This is a genomic window from Nocardioides panacis, assembly GCF_019039255.1.
GTDB lineage: Bacteria > Actinomycetota > Actinomycetes > Propionibacteriales > Nocardioidaceae > Nocardioides_B > Nocardioides_B panacis.
The window spans coordinates 586,721-603,890 of record NZ_CP077062.1 but is presented as its reverse complement, the minus strand read 5'-3'; the positions used below and the strand labels follow the sequence as shown (position 1 = coordinate 603,890).

At 74.0% G+C, this 17,170-nt stretch carries 13 protein-coding genes and 3 pseudogenes; 6 read left to right on the top strand and 10 right to left on the bottom strand.

Annotated features, from left to right (window positions below):
• Window positions 1–13 precede the first annotated feature (13 nt).
• The 4 genes and pseudogenes from KRR39_RS24250 to KRR39_RS03030 form a co-directional block, all read right to left on the bottom strand.
• Window positions 14–643 (bottom strand): zinc-binding dehydrogenase, encoded by a 630-nt coding sequence (locus KRR39_RS24250; protein ID WP_254185477.1) that lies wholly within the window; start codon window positions 641–643, stop codon window positions 14–16.
• A 91-nt stretch (window positions 644–734) separates the two neighbouring features.
• A pseudogene (locus tag KRR39_RS24245) lies at window positions 735–998 on the bottom strand (alcohol dehydrogenase catalytic domain-containing protein); the annotation flags it as partial.
• Between the two features lie 47 nt (window positions 999–1,045).
• Entirely contained in the window at window positions 1,046–1,846 is an 801-nt protein-coding gene (locus tag KRR39_RS03035; protein ID WP_216940689.1) for a metal-sulfur cluster assembly factor, read from the bottom strand.
• A 1-nt stretch (window position 1,847) separates the two neighbouring features.
• On the bottom strand, window positions 1,848–2,885 hold the full coding sequence (locus tag KRR39_RS03030) for an amidohydrolase family protein (protein ID WP_216940688.1): 1,038 nt from the start codon (window positions 2,883–2,885) through the stop codon (window positions 1,848–1,850).
• 145 nt (window positions 2,886–3,030) lie between these two features.
• Between KRR39_RS03030 and KRR39_RS03025 the strand changes: the two genes are divergently transcribed.
• Window positions 3,031–4,497 (top strand): AAA-type ATPase lid domain-containing protein, encoded by a 1,467-nt coding sequence (locus tag KRR39_RS03025; protein WP_216940687.1) that lies wholly within the window; start codon window positions 3,031–3,033, stop codon window positions 4,495–4,497.
• 351 nt (window positions 4,498–4,848) lie between these two features.
• Here KRR39_RS03025 and KRR39_RS25870 read toward each other — a convergent pair.
• The 3 genes and pseudogenes from KRR39_RS25870 to KRR39_RS03010 form a co-directional block, all read right to left on the bottom strand.
• A pseudogene (locus KRR39_RS25870) lies at window positions 4,849–5,478 on the bottom strand (ATP-binding protein); the annotation flags it as partial.
• Window positions 5,479–6,199: 721 nt separating this feature from the next.
• Window positions 6,200–6,781 (bottom strand): sigma-70 family RNA polymerase sigma factor, encoded by a 582-nt coding sequence (locus KRR39_RS03015; protein WP_216940686.1) that lies wholly within the window; start codon window positions 6,779–6,781, stop codon window positions 6,200–6,202.
• Between the two features lie 337 nt (window positions 6,782–7,118).
• Window positions 7,119–7,292, bottom strand: coding sequence for a hypothetical protein (locus KRR39_RS03010; RefSeq protein WP_216940685.1), 174 nt, complete (start codon window positions 7,290–7,292; stop codon window positions 7,119–7,121).
• A gap of 324 nt (window positions 7,293–7,616) precedes the next feature.
• On the opposite strand from KRR39_RS03010, the pseudogene KRR39_RS25865 reads away from it, so the two are divergent.
• The 3 genes and pseudogenes from KRR39_RS25865 to KRR39_RS03000 all read left to right on the top strand — a co-directional run.
• Window positions 7,617–7,997 (top strand): annotated as a pseudogene (locus tag KRR39_RS25865) (NAD-dependent epimerase/dehydratase family protein); the annotation flags it as partial.
• Between the two features lie 52 nt (window positions 7,998–8,049).
• Window positions 8,050–8,454 carry a Rossmann-fold NAD(P)-binding domain-containing protein gene (locus KRR39_RS03005; RefSeq protein ID WP_216940684.1) on the top strand — a complete coding sequence of 135 codons (405 nt, stop codon included), beginning with the start codon at window positions 8,050–8,052 and terminating at the stop codon, window positions 8,452–8,454.
• Window positions 8,455–8,545: 91 nt separating this feature from the next.
• Window positions 8,546–8,749, top strand: a complete 204-nt coding sequence (locus KRR39_RS03000) for a hypothetical protein (RefSeq protein ID WP_216940683.1) — start codon at window positions 8,546–8,548, stop codon at window positions 8,747–8,749.
• Here the strand turns inward: KRR39_RS03000 and KRR39_RS02995 are convergent.
• The 3 genes from KRR39_RS02995 to KRR39_RS02985 all read right to left on the bottom strand — a co-directional run bounded on the left by KRR39_RS02995 (window position 8,718) and on the right by KRR39_RS02985 (window position 13,874).
• On the bottom strand, window positions 8,718–11,480 hold the full coding sequence (locus KRR39_RS02995; protein ID WP_216940682.1) for a cation-translocating P-type ATPase: 2,763 nt from the start codon (window positions 11,478–11,480) through the stop codon (window positions 8,718–8,720). The genes KRR39_RS03000 and KRR39_RS02995 overlap by 32 nt on opposite strands.
• Before the next feature lie 8 nt (window positions 11,481–11,488).
• Window positions 11,489–11,941, bottom strand: coding sequence for a universal stress protein (locus KRR39_RS02990; protein ID WP_216940681.1), 453 nt, complete (start codon window positions 11,939–11,941; stop codon window positions 11,489–11,491).
• A gap of 127 nt (window positions 11,942–12,068) precedes the next feature.
• Window positions 12,069–13,874, bottom strand: a complete 1,806-nt coding sequence (locus tag KRR39_RS02985; protein WP_216940680.1) for a SpoIIE family protein phosphatase — start codon at window positions 13,872–13,874, stop codon at window positions 12,069–12,071.
• A gap of 198 nt (window positions 13,875–14,072) precedes the next feature.
• Here KRR39_RS02985 and KRR39_RS02980 point away from each other — a divergent pair, with 198 nt between their 5' ends.
• Together KRR39_RS02980 and KRR39_RS02975 are read left to right on the top strand one after the other, a co-directional pair.
• A complete protein-coding gene (locus tag KRR39_RS02980; protein ID WP_216940679.1) occupies window positions 14,073–16,061 on the top strand; it encodes a putative bifunctional diguanylate cyclase/phosphodiesterase in 1,989 nt (662 codons plus the stop codon).
• Window positions 16,058–16,972, top strand: coding sequence for an ABC transporter substrate-binding protein (locus tag KRR39_RS02975; protein ID WP_216940678.1), 915 nt, complete (start codon window positions 16,058–16,060; stop codon window positions 16,970–16,972). Before KRR39_RS02980 ends, KRR39_RS02975 begins: the two co-directional genes overlap by 4 nt.
• Window positions 16,973–17,170: the final 198 nt, after the last annotated feature.

Sequence of the window (17,170 nt, the reverse complement as noted above, 5' to 3'; positions counted from 1 at the left end):
CGATCGCCCCGGGTCAGGGCTGCAGGATCGCCCGTCCGCGGACCCGGCCGGCGTCCAGGTCGTCGATCGCGGTCTGGAAGCCGTCGAGCGCGTACTTCGCCGTGTGCAGCTTCACCTGGCCCCGGGCGGCCAGCACCATCAGGTCGCACAGGTCGTTGTAGCTGCCCACCAGGTTGCCGACGAAGCTGATCTCCGTGGAGATGATGTCGATCGTCGGGACGTCGATGTTCTCGCCGTACCCGACGACGTGGTAGTCCCCGGCCTGCCGGAGCATCCGCACCCCCTCGGCGGTCGCGCCGCCCTCCCCCACGAAGTCCACGACCACCTCGGCACCGTGGCCGCCGGTCAGCTCGAGGACCTGCTCGACGTGGTTGCCGTCGGCGACCACGCCGTGGTCGGCGCCGATCGTGCGGGCCAGCTCCACCGCGTCCGCGTTGCGGTCCACGACGATCAGCTCCGCGGACGTGAGGGCCTTGAGGACCTGGATGCCGATGTGCCCGAGGCCGCCGGCGCCGATCACCACGGCGCGGTCCCGGGGCCCCAGCCGGCGGGCGGCCTTGGCCGCCGCGTGGTAGGCCGTCAGGCCGGCGTCGGCGAGCGCCGCGACGTCGGAGGGCTCCAGGGAGTCGTCGATCCGGACCACGCTGCGGGCCGAGGTCCGGAGGTACTCCGCGTAGCCCCCCGTCGGTGTCGATGCCCGGGAACTGGCTGGACTCGCAGTGCACGTCGTCGCCCGAGCGGCAGGCGCGGCACAGGCCGCAGGTGATCAGCGGGTGCACGATCACCTTGTCCCCCTCGGAGACGTTGGTGACGCCGGCGCCGACCGCGTGCACCCAGCCGGCGTTCTCGTGCCCGATCGTGTAGGGCAGCGCCACCCCGGACTTCTCGGCCCACTGGCCCTCGAGGATGTGCAGGTCGGTGCGGCACACCCCGGCCCCGCCGATCCGCACGATCACGTCCCAGGGGCCGGTGGCCTCGGGCACCGGCACCTCGGTCATCTCGAGGTTCTGGTGGTAGCCCACCACCTGGACGGCTCGCATCGTGCTCATCGGGGGTGCTCCTGGAGGTCGGACAGCGGGATGAAGGTCGGTTCGGTGGCCTCGGCGCCCTCGGGACGCGCGGCCTGGTCGGACTCCGAGCCGGGGTAGCGGGTCCGGAGCAGGCCCCGGCAGAAGTGCGCGTTGCCGTCGATGGAGATCCGCGTCGAGCGGGCCCGGCGCAGCCGCAGCGGCACCTCGTGCGGCGGGTACCCCTGCCCGTGCTCGTCGACGAGCACCAGCGCGGACGGGTCCTCCGGCAGACCCAGCGCGGCGCGGCGCTGCAGGAGCGCCGCGGTGAACCGGTCGCCGGCGGGCAGGTCGGCGAGCGTCATGGTGCCGAGCGCGGTCTCCGCCAGGTCCGGGTCGGCGCGCAGCAGCCCGGTCAGGGACCGCTCCATCGCCGCGGTGTGCGCCTTGCGGCGGAACGTCTCCCGCAGCCCGTCGAGGTCGCTCTCGGCCTCGTTCCCGAACGTGCCGAGGTAGCCCGCGTCCGCCGCCAGCCCGCGGTTGATCAGCTCGGAGTCGTGGTGGTCGTCGAGCTGGACGACCGCGCGGGTGACCCAGGGCAGAGCGCTGACGGCGTCCTTGGCGTCGCCGGCCATCAGGTAGGCGAAGCTCGGCGAGCAGAACGACGTGGGCAGCCGCAGGTGCACCTCGACGGTGCCGTCGTCGGCCACCGCGACCGAGCGCACGAACCCCAGGTCCGTGATCGGCTCGTCCAGCTCCGGGTCCGCGACGCCGTCCAGCGCCCGCCGTACGTCGGGCTCGCGGCCCGCGGTGCGGGACCGCTCCGGCGCGATCGTCATCTCAGACCGCCGAGAGCTCGTCGGCGCCCCGGGGACCGGTGGCCGGCTCGTCCGCGTCCGGCAGCCGCAGCTCGGCGGGCACGTCGATGCCGTACATCTTCGCGGCGTTCAGGCCGAGGATCTTCTTCTTCTGCGCGGTGGTGACCGGGGCGTACTCCGTGAGCTCGTCGGGGATCTGGAAGTCCACGAACCTCTCCACCAGCCAGCGCGGGGTCCAGATCGCGTAGTCGCTGGAGAACTGGATCCGGTCCTCGCCGACCCAGTAGAGCAGCTCGCCGAGGATCTGCCCGAAGTACTTCGGGCGCGTGTGGATGAACGGCATCGCGACCGCGAGACCCGCGTGCACGTTGGGCTCCTGGGTCGCGATCCAGCAGAAGTCCTCCAGCCGGGGCAGCCCGCAGTGCTCCACGATGAAGTTCAGGTCGGTGAAGTCCGAGGCGACGTGGTCGATGTCGGCGACGTCGAACGCGTCGCGGTCCAGCGGTCGGATCGTCGGGCCCTTGTGGACGTGGATGTTGGTGATGCCGAGCTCGCGGCAGGCCTCGAAGTAGCGCCGCGCCCACGGGTCGTCGAGCTTCCAGCCGCGGGACTCCCCGTGCCACTCGGCGGTGTAGAGCTTGACGCCCTTGAGGCCGAACCGCTCGGCGTCGGCGTGCAGCTGCTCGAGGCCCTGCTCGCCGTTGCGCGGGTCGAAGTTGTGGTTGTAGGTCAGCTTGTCCGGGTGCGCCTCGGCGAGCGCCGACGCCTCCTCGGACTGGCCGAACCCGGAGTGGTAGAACTCGCCGAGGTACGCCGGCTGGAAGATCGCGTGGTCGACGTACCCGTCGGTGAAGAGGTCCTTCATCAACCGCTCGCCGCCCTGGTAGAGGTACTCCTCGTAGGTCCACACCTCGGACTCCGGGCTGAGGTTGCGGTGGTAGTCGTAGAAGCAGTCGATGAACTGCTTGCCGTGGATGTTGCGCTGGTTCTCGGGCCGGGCGTCCCAGAGCGCGACGTGCGCGTCCACGATGAAGTACTTCTCGCCGTCCTTGGTGTACATCTGCGGTCGTCTCCGTTCCGGGTGACTGGCGTCACACGTCGTTGCCGACTGTAGGAACGCGACGGCGCGTCCGGGGACCCTCCGTGTCTCACTTTGCGACACCCCGGCGAGGTAGCGTCGGAGACATCTGGACGGAGGGACCGCGATGGCGGAGGGGCGACTTCCACGTCGGGCGCGCGACGGGCACGGCGCCGAGGTGCCCTCGCGGCTGCTCGCGTCCTGGCAGCGCAGCGAGGACTACGGCGTCTCCCTCGAGACCGTCGAGCCGGTGTTCGCCGGCACCGGGGTCGAGGAGTCGCTGTTCGTGCAGTGCGGCAACGAGGTGCTCACCGGCCTGCACGCGACCCTGATGGACGAGCCGGTCAGCCTGATGCTCACCGACAGCGACGGGCTGGTGCTCAGCCGGCTCAGCGGCGACACCAGCCTGCTCACCGCCCTCGACGCGGTCCACCTGGCGCCCGGGTTCGCCTTCTCCGAGCGGGACGCGGGCACCAACGGGCTCGGTCTCGCGCTGGCCGACCGCACCGCCAGCGTGGTGCGCGCCGACGAGCACTACAGCGCCAGCCTGTGCACCTACACCTGTGCGGCGGTCCCGGTCTTCGACCCGGTGAGCGGCCGCCTCGAAGGCGCGGTGAACCTCACCACCTGGTCGCGCTCGTCGGACCGGCTGCTGCTCGCGCTGGCCCAGTCCGCGGCCGGCAACACCGCCGCGCTGATGCTGGCCCGCTCCCGCGGCCGGTCCGCCCGGCCGGCGTCGCGCGGCGAGGTCTTCCGGGTCCGCTCCGCGCACCTCGAGCCCGGCGCCGGGGCGCTGCGCGACCTGTCCCCGGCCTGGGCCGACGCGCTCGCGCAGGCCGAGCGGGCGATGAGCGCCGGCCGGGTGGTCGCGGCGGTCGGCGAGCCCGGCTCCGGGCGGGCGACGCTGCTGGCCCTCGCGCACCGGCGCGTGCACCCACGGGACCGGATCCTCAGCGCGACCTGCCCGGCCCCGCAGGACGTCGAGGCCTGGCTGTCGCTGTGGGGGCCCGAGCTCGGCAAGCCGGACACCGGGGTCGTGGTCCGCGACGTCGACCACCTCCCGGCCTGGGCGGCCGGGCGGCTCGGCGACCTGGTCCGCACCCAGCACCTCGGGGCGGTGCCGCTCGCGCTGTCCCTGACCGCCGAGGAGCTCCTCGCCCTGCCCGGCCCGCTGGCCCCGCTGGTGGACACCGTCGTGCAGGTCCCGCCGCTGCGGGAGCGGCCGGACGACGTGCCCCTGCTGGCCGAGCACCTCGCCCGGCGGGCCCGCGGCCGCGACGTGCCGATCACGCCCGCGGCGGCTCGGGCGCTGCGCGGCTACTCCTGGCCCGGCAACGCCGACCAGCTCGCCCGGGTGGTCCGGGAGGCGGTCTCGCGCGGCGACACGATCGACGTGCGCCAGCTGCCGGCGGAGATCCTCTCGGGCTCCCGGCACCGGCTCGGGCCCGTCGAGGCCTTCGAGCGCGAGATGCTCGTGCGGGCGCTGACCCGGCCGGGCGCGACGGCGAAGGACGCCGCGGCGGAGCTCGGGATCAGCCGGGCGACGGTCTACCGCAAGATCGCGCAGTACGACGTCCGCATCCCCGGTCGCTAGGGGTCGGTGCGGCCGGCCTCGCTCCGGCCGCCCAGCAGCACCCGCGTCATCGCGTTGCGGGTGTCCAGCAGCTCGTCCAGCGCCGCGTCGAGGTGGTCTGCACCGACCCTGAGGGGGGCCGCCGGCCGTCGAGGTCGCCGCGACCAGCGCCGCCCGGCGCAGCAGCTCCTTGAGGAAGGACGCGGTGACGCCGTCGGTGCGCTCGAGCACCGCGTCGAGCCGGCCGGCGTCGACCTCGAGGTCCCCGCGGTAGAGCTCGAACAGCTGCCGCCGGGCGGCGGCGTCGGGGAGCCCGAGCGCGACCGCCTGGTCGACGCGCCCGGGGCGCGCGGCCAGGGCCGGCTCGAGCAGGTCGGCGCGGTTGGTGGTGAGCAGGAAGACCACGTCGGCGTCCTCGGCCAGCCCGTCCATCTCGTTGAGCAGCTGGAAGAGCAGCGGGTGCTCGCCGGGATACCTGCCCCGGTCCTCCGCGATCAGGTCGACGTCCTCGACCACGACCATCGCCGGCTGCAGGGCCCGGGCGACCGAGCAGGCCGCGCCGACCAGATGCAGGGAGGCCCCGGTGAGCTCGACGATCGTGACGCCCGCGAGCTGGCTGACGAGGTAGCGCACCGAGTGCGTCTTGCCGACGCCGGGCGGCCCGTACAGGAGCAGCCCCCGCTTGAGGTGCTGGCGGGCGGCCAGCAGCCGCTCGCGGTGCTCCGCGACGCCGACCACCTGGCGGCGGATCGCGGCCAGCGTCTCCGGCGGCAGGATCACGTCGCTGCCGCTCAGGCGCGGCCGGCGGTGGAACCGCAGCGCCGCGTCGCGGTCCCCGAACAGGTCGTGGCCGAAGGAGATCACCTGCCCACGGAACACGTTGTGCACCAGCGCCAGCCGGCGGATCTCCGCGGCGGCCGCCGCCGCCACGCCCGGCCGGTCCGCGACCACGTGCACCTGGACCTGACCGCGCCCGCTGTCCGGGTCGGCGGTCAGCACCATCACCGCGAGCCGGGCGTCGCCGTCGAGGACGAGGTAGACCCCGGCGCGCACCGCCTGCTTCACCTGCCCGTCGGGGCCGGCCGCGAGACTGGTCCAGGAGACGTTGCCCGGGGCCGGGCCGTGCCCGAAGGGCTCCCTCTGCAGCAGGTCCCCCAGACCGAACTGCCGGTGCTGGTGGTTGACCATGCCGACCAGGCGGTGCGAGCGGTCCCCGGACGCCAGCCAGACGTCCAGCCCGGTCTGCACGTTGACCAGCTCGTAGGGCGGCCAGGAGTCCTCGACCACCTCCAGGTCACCCAGCGCCGCCTCCAGGTGCGCGGTGATCAGCTGGGGGAAGGTGGGCCGGTCCGCGGCCCGCGCCGCACCGACCACGCGGCGTCGTACGCCCCGGGCGAGCCTGCCCACGTCGGACAGCCGCAGCCGCTCGTCACCGTCGCCCACGTCCACCGCGACCACCCCCGTCTCGTCCCCCGTGCCGCCGGAGACCCACCGTAGGGCGCGGCCCCGAGCCCCGGAAGACCCCCGTCGGCGACCCGGGCCGGAAGGTTCTTCGGATAAATTCAGCCGCCGGGTGATTCACCGGGGCCGCAGCGGGACACATGAGTGTCATGCGGACGATCACACGACCGGAGAACGCTCCGGAGCAGGCGACCACGGTGCCCACGCTCGAGGAGCAGATGGCCTGGTCGGTGGTCCTCGACGAGGACGTCTCCCGGACCGTTCAGTAGCCCCGTGCCGACCCGCCGGCCGGCCCGTCCCCGTCGGTGAGCAGCTGGTGACGCATGCGGGCCAGCCCGGCACGGATCCGCGCCTTGAGCGCGGTGAGGGTCACGTCGAGCTGGTCGGCGACCTGCCCGTAGGACCGGTCGCCGAAGTAGGCCAGGGTGATCGCCTCCTGCTGCCGCGCGGTGAGCACGGTCATCACCTGGCGCAGGTGCTCGTGGCTCTGTGCGGCGAGCACCGCGTCGATCACGTGGTCGTGCGGGCCGGGAGCCTCCAGCTGGCCGCGCCGCCGCCAGGTGTCCTCGCGGCGCACGCAGTCGATGGCCCGGCGCCGAGCGACCGTGTGCACCCAGGCCCGGACCGAGCCCTGGGAGCCGTCGAACCGGTCGGCCTCGCGCCACAGCCACGCGAAGACCTCCTGGGTCACGTCCTCGGCCAGGCCGTGGTCCTGGGTGACCCGCAGGGCGGCCCTGAGGACCGAGGCCGAGAGCTCGTCGTACACCTCCGAGAAGGCCTCGACGTCGTGCTGGGCGACCCGGCGCACCAGCAGCTCCAGGGGCAGGGCGGACAGGGCGGACATGGCGGGGTGAACTCCGTCCGGCGGGGCAGGCTGTCACCCCGGGTTCGCCACACCCACGACGGCAGATGGGTCGGCGAGTGCGCGGATCCGCGCCCGAGGCCCCCCGGGCACCCAGGAGTTCATCCCCCATACAGCGCGTGGCACTGGTGGCACGCGCCTGATGCTCCTAGGCTTCTCTACGTGATCCGCGCACTCGTGGCGGCCCCCCCTGGCCGCCCTCTTCGGTCGACGTCCCCGTCCCATCCACGTGGCCCGCTGGGCGGAGTACGCCGCCGCGACGGACTTCGTGCGCTGGGAGCTCGACCTTGCCTGACGGCCTCCCGGCCTCCGGGCCGCTTCAGCCCCCACTCGCAGCCCGGAGGTCGGTGCACCGAGGAACCTTCTTGCGTGACTGCTCGACCAGGTCGTCGTAGCTCGGCAACCTTCGGCGCTGCCGAACGAACTCGACCAGCACCTCGGACGTCTCCCGCTCGTCCCACTCGGACAGCAGCTCCAGCTCGAAAGTGTTCATCCCATTCCCCCACTCCTCGCCACGGTTATCGTTCGGAGGGCCCCCGGGGTTACACGCGGACTAGACGTCTGCCGGACTCGGGGAGTTTTGTCCTGGCCGACCGGGGAACAACCAGGACATGTTGGCCATGATCATCGGAACCACCGTCACCGCGGGCACGGTCGCCGCCCTCGTTCGCGACTGGCTGCTGCACCCCGACCTGTGACCGGCGGCGGTTAGGGCACCCCCCAGCCTCGGCGGGAGGGACTCCCCCACCCCGCACACCGCCCTCGTCGTCGGCGCCACCGGCATCTCCGGGGACGCCCTGTCCCGGCTGCTCGTGGACGCCGGCTGGCCGACCTCACCGACGCAGCCGGGCTGGCCGAGGCTCTCGCCGGGCACCGCCCGACGCACGTCTTCGTCACCGCCTGGGCGCGCCAGGAGACCGAGGCGGAGAACATCCGCGTGAACGGCGCGATGGTCCGCGACGTCCTGGAGGCCGTCCGGCCCGCGGGGTCGGTCCGCCACGTCGCGCTGGTGACCGGGCTCAAGCACTATCTCGGGCCGTTCGAGGCGTACGGCGAGGGCGACGTCCCGGACACCCCGTTCCACGAGGACGAGGACCGGCTGCCCTGCCCGAACTTCTACTACGCCCAGGAGGACGAGCTGTTCGCGGCCGCGGAGCGCGACGGCTTCACCTGGAGCGTGCACCGGGCCCACACCATCATCGGCCGCTCGCGGCGCAGCGGCCGTCTGCCGCGAGCAGGACCTGCCGTTCGTGTTCCCGGGGTCCGAGACCCAGTGGAACGGCGTGACCGACATGACCGACGCCGGGCTGCTGGCCGAGCAGATGCACTGGGCCGCCACCACGCCGGCCGCCTCCGACACCGCGTTCAACGTGGCCAACGGGGACGTCTTCCGGTGGCGCTGGATGTGGCCGCGGCTGGCCGACCGCCTCGGCGTCCGCGCCGAGGGGTACGACGCCCGCCCGCGCCCCCTGGAGCAGCAGATGGCCGGCGCCGCACCGGTGTGGGCCGCGCTCGCCGCCCGCGAGGGGCTCCGCGAGCAGGACCTGGCCCGGAGCCGGGCCGCCGGGTTCGCCGGGCACCGCTCGACGCTCGCCTGCTTCCTCGAGCTGTTCGACCGGCTCGAGTCGGACCGCGTCGTGCCCACGCCGGGATAGTCCCGCAGCGCGTCTGCGGGCCGCCGTACGGTCTAGACGCGGGGGACCTTCGGCCCTGATCCGCACCGGTCCCACCGGCCACGCTGACCTCATGACCAGCATCGCCCACGGGGGACCCACGACACGGGTGCGGCGCAGGCGCTCCAGGGAGCGGCCGCAGGGCGGCTGGCGGCTGTGGTTCCGCGTCGGCCTGGCACTCACGTTGCTGATCGGAGCCGGCTTCGGGGCCGGGACCGCGGTGGGCTACGTCCTGGTCAAGGCGTTCACGCTCGTCCACCTCGGGGACGCGCCCTAGGGGCCCGCGTCCCCCTCCTCCGGTCCCGCCACCGGCGGGCCTCGTCGACCCCCCACACCAGCACCGGGAACGGCAGCACGAGCGCCACCTGCCAGGCCGGCAGGGCGGTGGTGTCGAAGACCCGCTGGAAGGCCGGGACATAGATGATCGCCGCGGTCAGCACCAGCTCGGCGCCGATCGCCCAGAGCAGCAGCGGGTTGCTGAAGAAGCCGATGCTGCGCAGGGACGCACGCTGGGTGCGGGCCGCGGTGGCGGTGCCGACCTGGCAGGCGACGATGCCCAGCCACGCCACCGTGGTGGCCTGCACGTAGGTCTCGTGCAACGGCGTCCCCGGCCCGGTCGGGTCGTGGAAGGCCCACCCGCCCTGCACCAGCACCGTGAAGAACCCGCCGAGCACCAGCAGCGCCGAGACGATGCCGACCAGCCCCCAGGCCCGCCACAGCAGGGACCCGCGGATCACGCCCTCCGAGCGCGGTCGGGGCGGGCGCTGCATCAGGCCGGGCTCCGCCGGCTCCCGGCTCAGGGCCAGCGCGGGCAGGGTGTCGGTCACCAGGTCGATCGCGAGCAGCTGCATGACCGTGATCGGCAGCGGCACGGCGCCGCCGGACAGCGCGTAGAGCACGAACGGCACGACCTCCGGCACGGAGTGCGACAGGATGTAGAAGATGAACTTGCGGACGTTGTCGTAGACCCGCCGCCCCTCCTCCACCGCGTCGACGATCGTGGTGAAGTTGTCGTCCTCCAGGACGATGGTGGCCGCCTGCCGGGCCACCTCGGTGCCCGACCGGCCCATCGCCACCCCGATGTCGGCGGCGCGGAGCGCGGGCGCGTCGTTGACGCCGTCGCCGGTCATCGCCACCACGTCGCCGCCCTCCTTGAGCCGGTCGGCGATCCGCAGCTTGGCCTCCGGCGAGGTGCGGGCGAAGACCACCTCGCGGCCGGACCCCAGCAGCGCCTCGAGCTCGTGGTCCGTCATCGCGTCGAGCGCGTCCCCGGTGACGGTCGTGGTGCCGGCGCTGCCGGTGCCGATCCCGACCTCGCGGGCCACCTCGGCGGCGGTGGTGCCGTTGTCACCCGTCACCACGTGGATCCGGATGCCCGCCTGGTGCGCCCGCCCGATGGCGGCGGCGACCTCGGGACGGGGCGGGTCGTGGAGCGCGACGCAGCCCAGCAGGGTGAGCCCGGACTCGACGCTCGTCCGGTCGGTCGTCCCGTCCCCGGCCGCGAGCGGGCGTTCGGCAACGGCGAGGAGGCGCAGTCCGCGCGCGGCGTACCGGTCCAGGTCGCCCTGCAGCCGGGCGAGGTCGGCCGGGGACAGCGCCCGGAGGCCGCCGTCGCGGTCGGGCCGCCGCGTGCACAGCGGCAGGACCGCCTCCGGCGCGCCCTTGACGTGGACGACCAGCCCGCCGCCGTCGGCCTCGACGGTGGCCATCCGCCGCAGCCGGGGGTCGAACCGGAACAGCTGCCGGCGGTGCTCGTCCCGGGCCGCCGCGTCGAGCGGGGCACCGAGCCGTTCGGCCAGCCGGACGAGGGCCACCTCCGTGGGGTCCCCGACCTCCTCCTGCCCGGTGACCGTGGCCGTCGAGCAGGTCGCGGCGGCCACCGCGAGCCGGGTCCCGGCCGCGACCGCCGCCGGCTCGTCCGGCGACCAGGTCAGCCCCTCCCCGTCCGCCTCGGCGCGGCCGGCGAAGGTCCACACCGCCTCGGCGCGCATGCTGTTGCGGGTCAGGGTCCCGGTCTTGTCGGTGCACACCACCGTCGTGGAGCCCAGCGTCTCCACCGCCGAGAGCCGCTTGACCACGGCGCCCTGGCGGGCCAGCCGGCGCACCCCGACGGCCAGCGCCAGGGTGATCGTCGGCAGCAGGCCCTCGGGGACGTTCGCGACCAGCATGCCGATCGCGAAGCTCAGGGCCGAGCTGAGCGACAGGCCGGCGACCAGCCCGAGGGGCAGGAAGGCCAGCGACGCGACGACGGCCACCACCGAGATCAGCCTCGCGACGTCGCGGATCTGCTCCTCCAGCGGGCTCGCGGTGACCTTGTCCCGCTGCGAGAGCGCCGCGATCCGGCCGATCTCGGTGCGCATCCCGGTCGCGGTGACCACGACGTGGGCCTCGCCGCCGACGCACGCGCTGCCGCTGAAGACCATGTCGGCGGCCTGCAGGAGCGGCACCGTCGCCGGGTCGGGGACCGGCCCCCGCGACACCGGCTCGGACTCCCCCGTCAGCGTGGACAGGTCCACGTCGACGGCACCCGAGACCACCCGCCCGTCCGCGCTGATCCGGTCGCCCTCCTCGACGACCAGGACGTCGCCCGCGACGATGCCGACCGCGTCGATCTCGCCCGGACGGCCGTCCCGGACGACGGTGGCCCGCACCGGGAGGTACGACGCCAGCGCGGCGACCGCGTGCTCGGCGTGCCGCTCCTGGAGGAACGCGAACACCGCGTTGAGCACGACCACCCCGAAGATCGCCAGCGCCAGCGGCGTGGTGCCGTTGCCCAGCGCCAGCAGCCCGGCCGCCACGAGCAGCAGCGCGAGCGGCTGGGTGAACTGCTTGAGCAGCTGAGCGGGCCACCGTCGTCCGCCTCTGTGGGTCAGGGTGTTGGGGCCGGCCGCCGCGAGCCGCAGCTCGACCTCGCGGGCCGACAGCCCGCCGGCGGACGTGCGGAGGTCCCGCAGCAGCCGCTCCACCGGCTCCTGGGCGACCGTGGGCACCGGCACCTGGTCGCTCACCGGCGCGGTCATGGGCGGGTGGGCACGACCACCACCGGGCAGGTCGCGTGGGCCACGAGGTGCTGGCTCACCGAGCCGATGAGGGCCCCGACGAAACCGCCGTGGCCCCGCGACCCCACGACCAGCAGGTCCTCGGGGGAGACCTCGTCGAGCAGCACCCGCGTCGGGTGCCCCTCGACGGCCGCCGAGGTGGTGGTCACGGTCACCTCGGCGACGGCCTCCCGCGTCAGCCGGGCGGCCTCCCCGGCCGCGGCGCCGGCGACCTCCACGTCGAACGACGGGTCCAGCCCGAGGCTCCAGATGTTGCCGGCGTAGGACTGAGGGTGCTGCCAGGCGACCACGACGTGCAGCACGGTGCCGCGCAGCCGCGTCTCCCGCACCGCCCAGTCCAGCGCCTGCCGGGAGCCCGGCGAGCCGTCGACGCCCACGACCACGCGCCCCCGGGTGCGCGCGCCGCTCATGGGGTGCTCCGTTCCGTCGGGGGCCCCGCCCGGGCCCACGCGTCGACGCAACCACTCCCCCGCGGCGCCGCACAGAGACGAACGTCCCCGCACGGCGGTCCCAAGGTCCGTGCTCAGGCGTGCGGCCTCACCCGTGCTCGGGGTGGAACCGCACGGCGAGCAGGGCGACGTCGTCGCCCGGCGCGTCCCCGACGAGGTCGTCGAGGATGCGGTCCAGCAGCTCCGTCGCCGGCCGGCCGCCGTGCCGCGCGACCGAGGCCCGGGCCCGCTCCAGCCCGAGGTCGAGGTTCTCCCCGCGCCGCTCGACGAGCCCGTCGGTGTAGAGCAGCAGGGTCGACCCGGCCGGCAGCACGGCGGTCTGGTCGTGCCGGTCCCGCTCCGGCGCCGCACCCAGCATCGGGTCGGTCTCCGACTCCTCGCCCAGCAGCACGACGGTCCCGTCGGGGCGCAGCAGCATCGGGGGCGGGTGACCAGCGGTGGTCCAGCGCAGCGTGCGCAGCCCCCGGGCCGCGTCCTCGTCGCTCTGCTCGATCCGGGCGACGACCAGGGTGGCCATCGCCTCCAGCTCCAGGTCCAGCGCGGCCCGGTCCAGCCGCTCGACGTTGCGGGCCGGCGGGTCCGCGTGGGTCCACGCGAACGCGCGCAGCATCGCCCGCAGCTGTCCCATCACGGCGGCGGCGTCGATGTCGTGCCCCACCACGTCACCCACCATCACGGTGGTGGCGCCGTCGGGCATCACCACCGCGTCGTACCAGTCGCCGCCGACCTGCTCGCGGGCCGCAGCCGGGCGGTAGCGGGCCACCAGCTCGAGGTGGTCCGGCTGCGGCAGCCGGGTGAGCATCGCGTTCTGCAGCGTGACGGCCACGTCGACCCGCTCCTGCAGCAGCAGCGCCCGCTGCACCGCCTGGGCGGTGTAGGACATCAGCGAGCCGATGGTGACCCGGTCCTCGTCGTCGAACTCCCGGGCCTCCGGCCAGACCAGGGCGAGGGCGCCGTAGGCGTGCCCGGCCGCGACCAGCGGCATGTACGCCCGCGCCTCCCCGATCTGGACGGCGGTCTCCAGGTGCGGATACGCCCGGTTCTGCGCCTCCCGGTCCGGGAACACCAGCAGCCCGTCGTGCAGCAGCGCCGACCCCAGCGGGTTGTCCTCGCCGACGGCGAGGGTGGTGTGGGTGGTGGCCTGGGGCCAGTCGGTGACCGGGTTGTGCACGAAGGTGAGGGTCTCGGCGGGGCGGCCCCCGACGGCCGGTGCGGCTCGCGAGACCTGCAGCGGGTCGGTCACCTGGCGCAGCCACATGCCGGCCTGCAGGCAGCCGAGCTCCTCGTGGGCGACCCTCTCGACGGCGACGGACACCTCCGCGAGCGTCCGGGTGGTGGCCAGCCGCTCGCTCAGCGCGAGCAGCAGCCGCGACCGCACCGAGGTCGCGGACGCCTCGTGCGCCCGGGCAACCGCGGCCCGGCGCAGGTCGCGCTGCACCAGCTCGGCGGTGCAGGCCTCCGCGAGGTCCTCCAGGGCGCTCAGCTCCGGCTGCGTCCACACGCGCGGCTCGGGGTCGATCGCGCACAGCGAGCCCACCGTCCGCCCGCTCGCGTCCCGCAGCGGGAAGCCGGCGTAGGCGATCACGCCCAGGTCCCGGATCGCCAGGTTGTCGTGCAGCCGCTCGTCCAACCGCGCGTCGCCGATCACCAGCGGACGGGCGTCCTGGACGACGTACTGGCAGAAGGAGTGCGAGAGCGGGGTCTCCCGGCTGGTGGCGTACGGCTCGGCCAGGCCCTCGGCGCCCACGAACACCTGCCGGGTCTCCTCGACCAGCGAGACCAGCGCGACCGGCACGTCCAGCGCCCGCCGCACCATCCGCGCGTAGCGGTCGAAGGACGCGTCCTGGTGCCCCCCGTCCTCTGCCGTCGGGTCCCCGCTCGTCCCTGTGCCCACCCCTGACGTCACCTCCGCCACCAGTCCCTGCCGTCCCGTCCACCCCTGTTCACCACCCCATTGTCCGGGGTCCCTCCGGAACCCGTGGAAATGCCCCCGGCCCCGGATGGTCGGCGGATTTCCGCGAAGCACCCTCGGCGACCCCGTCCAGCCGGTAATTTTGTGACAAATCTTCCGCCCAGACCCTGCGAGGGGACCATGACGAGTCGACGCCGACGACGCACGGGCACCAGCCTGTTCGCCGTCTACGCGCTCGCCAGCCTGGTCCCGGTCACGGTGCTCGGTGCGGTGCTGATGCGTGGGTACCACGACGACGGCCTCTCCCACGCGCTCGACCAGGGCAAGGCCCAGGCGGCGGTCATCGAGCAGATGGCGATCGCGCCCGCGCTCAGCGGCGCCGACCTGTCCGAGGGGCTCAGCGGCGAGGAACGAGCCCGGCTGCAGTCCGCCACCGACCTGGCGATCTTCCACGGCTCGGTCGTGCGGCTGCGGCTGCTGAGCTTCCGCGGCACGGTGTCCTACTCCGACGACGGCAGCATCCTCGGCGCGCTCCCGGTCCGCGACCCGTCGTTCCGCGCCGCCGCCGCGGGCCGGATCGACGCGCGGATCGTGGACGCGGGCCCGCAGTTCTCGGCCGCCGCGATCCGCGTGGTGCAGCCGGTGGTGGCGGAGTCCAGCGGCCGGGCCATCGGCGTCCTCGAGGTGTACCTCCCGTACGACGCCATCGCCGCCAAGGTGGAGGCCGACACCCGGGGCACCATGACCCGGCTCGGCGTCGGCCTGATCGGGCTCTACGCGGTGCTCGCGCTGATCTCCTGGTGGACCACCCGCGCCCTGCGCCGGCACGCCGCCGACCACGAGCACCAGGCGCTGCACGACCCGCTGACCGGCCTGCCGAACCGCGAGCTGTTCCGCCGGGTCGCCGAGGAGTCCCTCGTCCAGGGCCGGGCCGGGGACCGCGGGGCGCTGGTCCTGGTCGACCTGGACCACTTCAAGGAGGTCAACGACACGCTGGGCCACCACGCGGGCGACGAGCTGCTGAAGATCGTGGGCCAGCGGCTGTCGGAGTCCCTGCGGACCGACGACACCGTCGCGCGGCTCGGCGGCGACGAGTTCGGCATGGTGCTGCCGCACGGCGCCGACCGGGACGCCACCGTGGCCCTGCTCTCGCGGGTCCGCGAGGAGCTCAGCCGCGAGGTCACCCTCGACGGCGCCACCCTCAGCGTCGAGGCCAGCTTCGGCGTCTGCTTCTACCCCGACGACGCCGACAGCGTCGAGGGGCTGCTCCAGCACGCCGACGCCGCGATGTACCGCGGCAAGCACGTCCCCACCGGGGTGGTGGTCTACGAGCCGGCCGCGACCCGGCCGGCCAGCGACGCCCTCGTCATGCAGCGCGAGCTGCGCCGGGCCCTGGAGTCCGACGAGCTCGTCCTGCACTACCAGCCCAAGATCGAGCTCAGCACCGGACGGGTCACCTCGGTGGAGGCCCTGGTCCGGTGGCAGCACCCCGAGCGCGGGCTGCTCCCGCCGGCCGCGTTCCTGCCGGTCGCCGAGCGGTCGGAGCTGATCGAGCCGCTGACCCGCTGGGTGCTGCGGCGGGCGCTGCACGACTACGCCGCGTGGACCGCCGCCGGCCACGACTGGACCGTCGCGGTCAACGTCTCCGCCCGCAACCTGTCCTCGCTGCAGTTCGTGGACTCGGTCCGCGACATCCTCCGGCAGGCCGAGGTGCTCCCCCACCGGCTGCACCTGGAGATCACCGAGACCGCGTTGGCCTTCGACAGCGACGTCGCCGGCCAGGTCGTCGACGCCCTGGCCCGCGAGGGCATCTCGATGTCGGTGGACGACTTCGGGATCGGCTTCACCGGGCTGTCCCAGCTGCGCACCCTCGACGTCACCGAGATCAAGATCGACCGGACGTTCGTGGCGGACCTGATGGGCAACGAGCACGACCGCGCCATCGTGCGCTCGGTCATCGAGCTGGCCCACCGGCTGGGCTGCGTCGTCACCGCCGAGGGCGTCGAGACCCAGGACGTGGCCGACTGGCTGGTCGCCTCGGCCTGCGACCACGCGCAGGGCTACCTGTGGCTGCGGCCCGCCCCCTGGACCCAGATCGAGGACGGCGCCGGCGCGCCGGCCGGCAGCGACGTACCCCTGGTGGGCGCCGCGGAGCGGACGACGGTATGACGCGACAGGGCACCTGGCGACGGCGCGGCGCGGGCGTCGCACTGGCGACCGTCCTGGCCCTCGCGGCCGGCTGCGGCGGGAAGACCTCCTCGGAGTCGTCAGCCGACACCGCCGGGGCAGGCAAGGTGCGGTTCGACCAGGCCCTGCACGACCTGCTGCCGGACGCCGTGAAGAAGCGGGGCACGCTGACGGTGGGGACCGACGCGTCGTACGCGCCGATGTCGTCCTTCGGCCCGGACGGGCGCACGATCATCGGCGTGGAGCCGGACCTGGGAGCCGCGATCGGCAAGGTGCTGGGCGTCCGCGTCCGGTTCAGCAACCAGGACTTCATGGAGCTGCTCCCCGACGTCGTCGACGGGCGGATCGACCTCGCCATGTCGGCGATGACCGACACCGCGCAGCGGGCCCGCACGGTCGACTTCGTGAACTACTTCAGCGCCGGCACCGCGATCGTCGTGCAGCGCGGCAACCCCGACGCCATCGCCGACATCAAGGACCTGTGCGGACGGCCGGTGGCGGTCGAGGCGGGCACCACCCAGGTGGACCTCCTGGCGCGCGCCCAGACCAACTGCCCGGACGAGCCGATCATGGTCCGGACCTACCCCACGAACTCGGACGCGCTCGTGCAGCTGCGGACCGGGCGGGCCTCCGCGGTGCTCAATGACCTGCCGCCCGCGGTGTTCCTCGTCAACGACGAGCGGACCCGGACGCAGTACCAGCTCGCCTCCACGACGCAGTACGAGCCGGGCCTCTACGGCATCGTCGTCGCCCCGGACCAGCGGGGCCTGCGCGACGCGGTCCAGGGGGCCTGCGAGGAGCTGCTGCGCTCGGGCGCCTACGCCGACGTGCTCCAGCACTGGAAGGTCGAGGGCGGCGCCGTGGACCGGGTGAGCATCGACTCCGACCGCTGAGGTCGGCCGCCGGGCCGGGTCGTGAAGGCTCCCGCCCCGCGACGGGGGGAGACACGGGGCGGGAGCAAGGAAAACGATACGCGACGCCTCCAACTGGTCCGCACCACGGGGCGGCCGGAGCCCGGCCGGAGCCGCCGGTGAGCACCGGCACACGGCCGGAGAGGTGGACTGAACCACCGGCGGAACTCCTTCGACGCA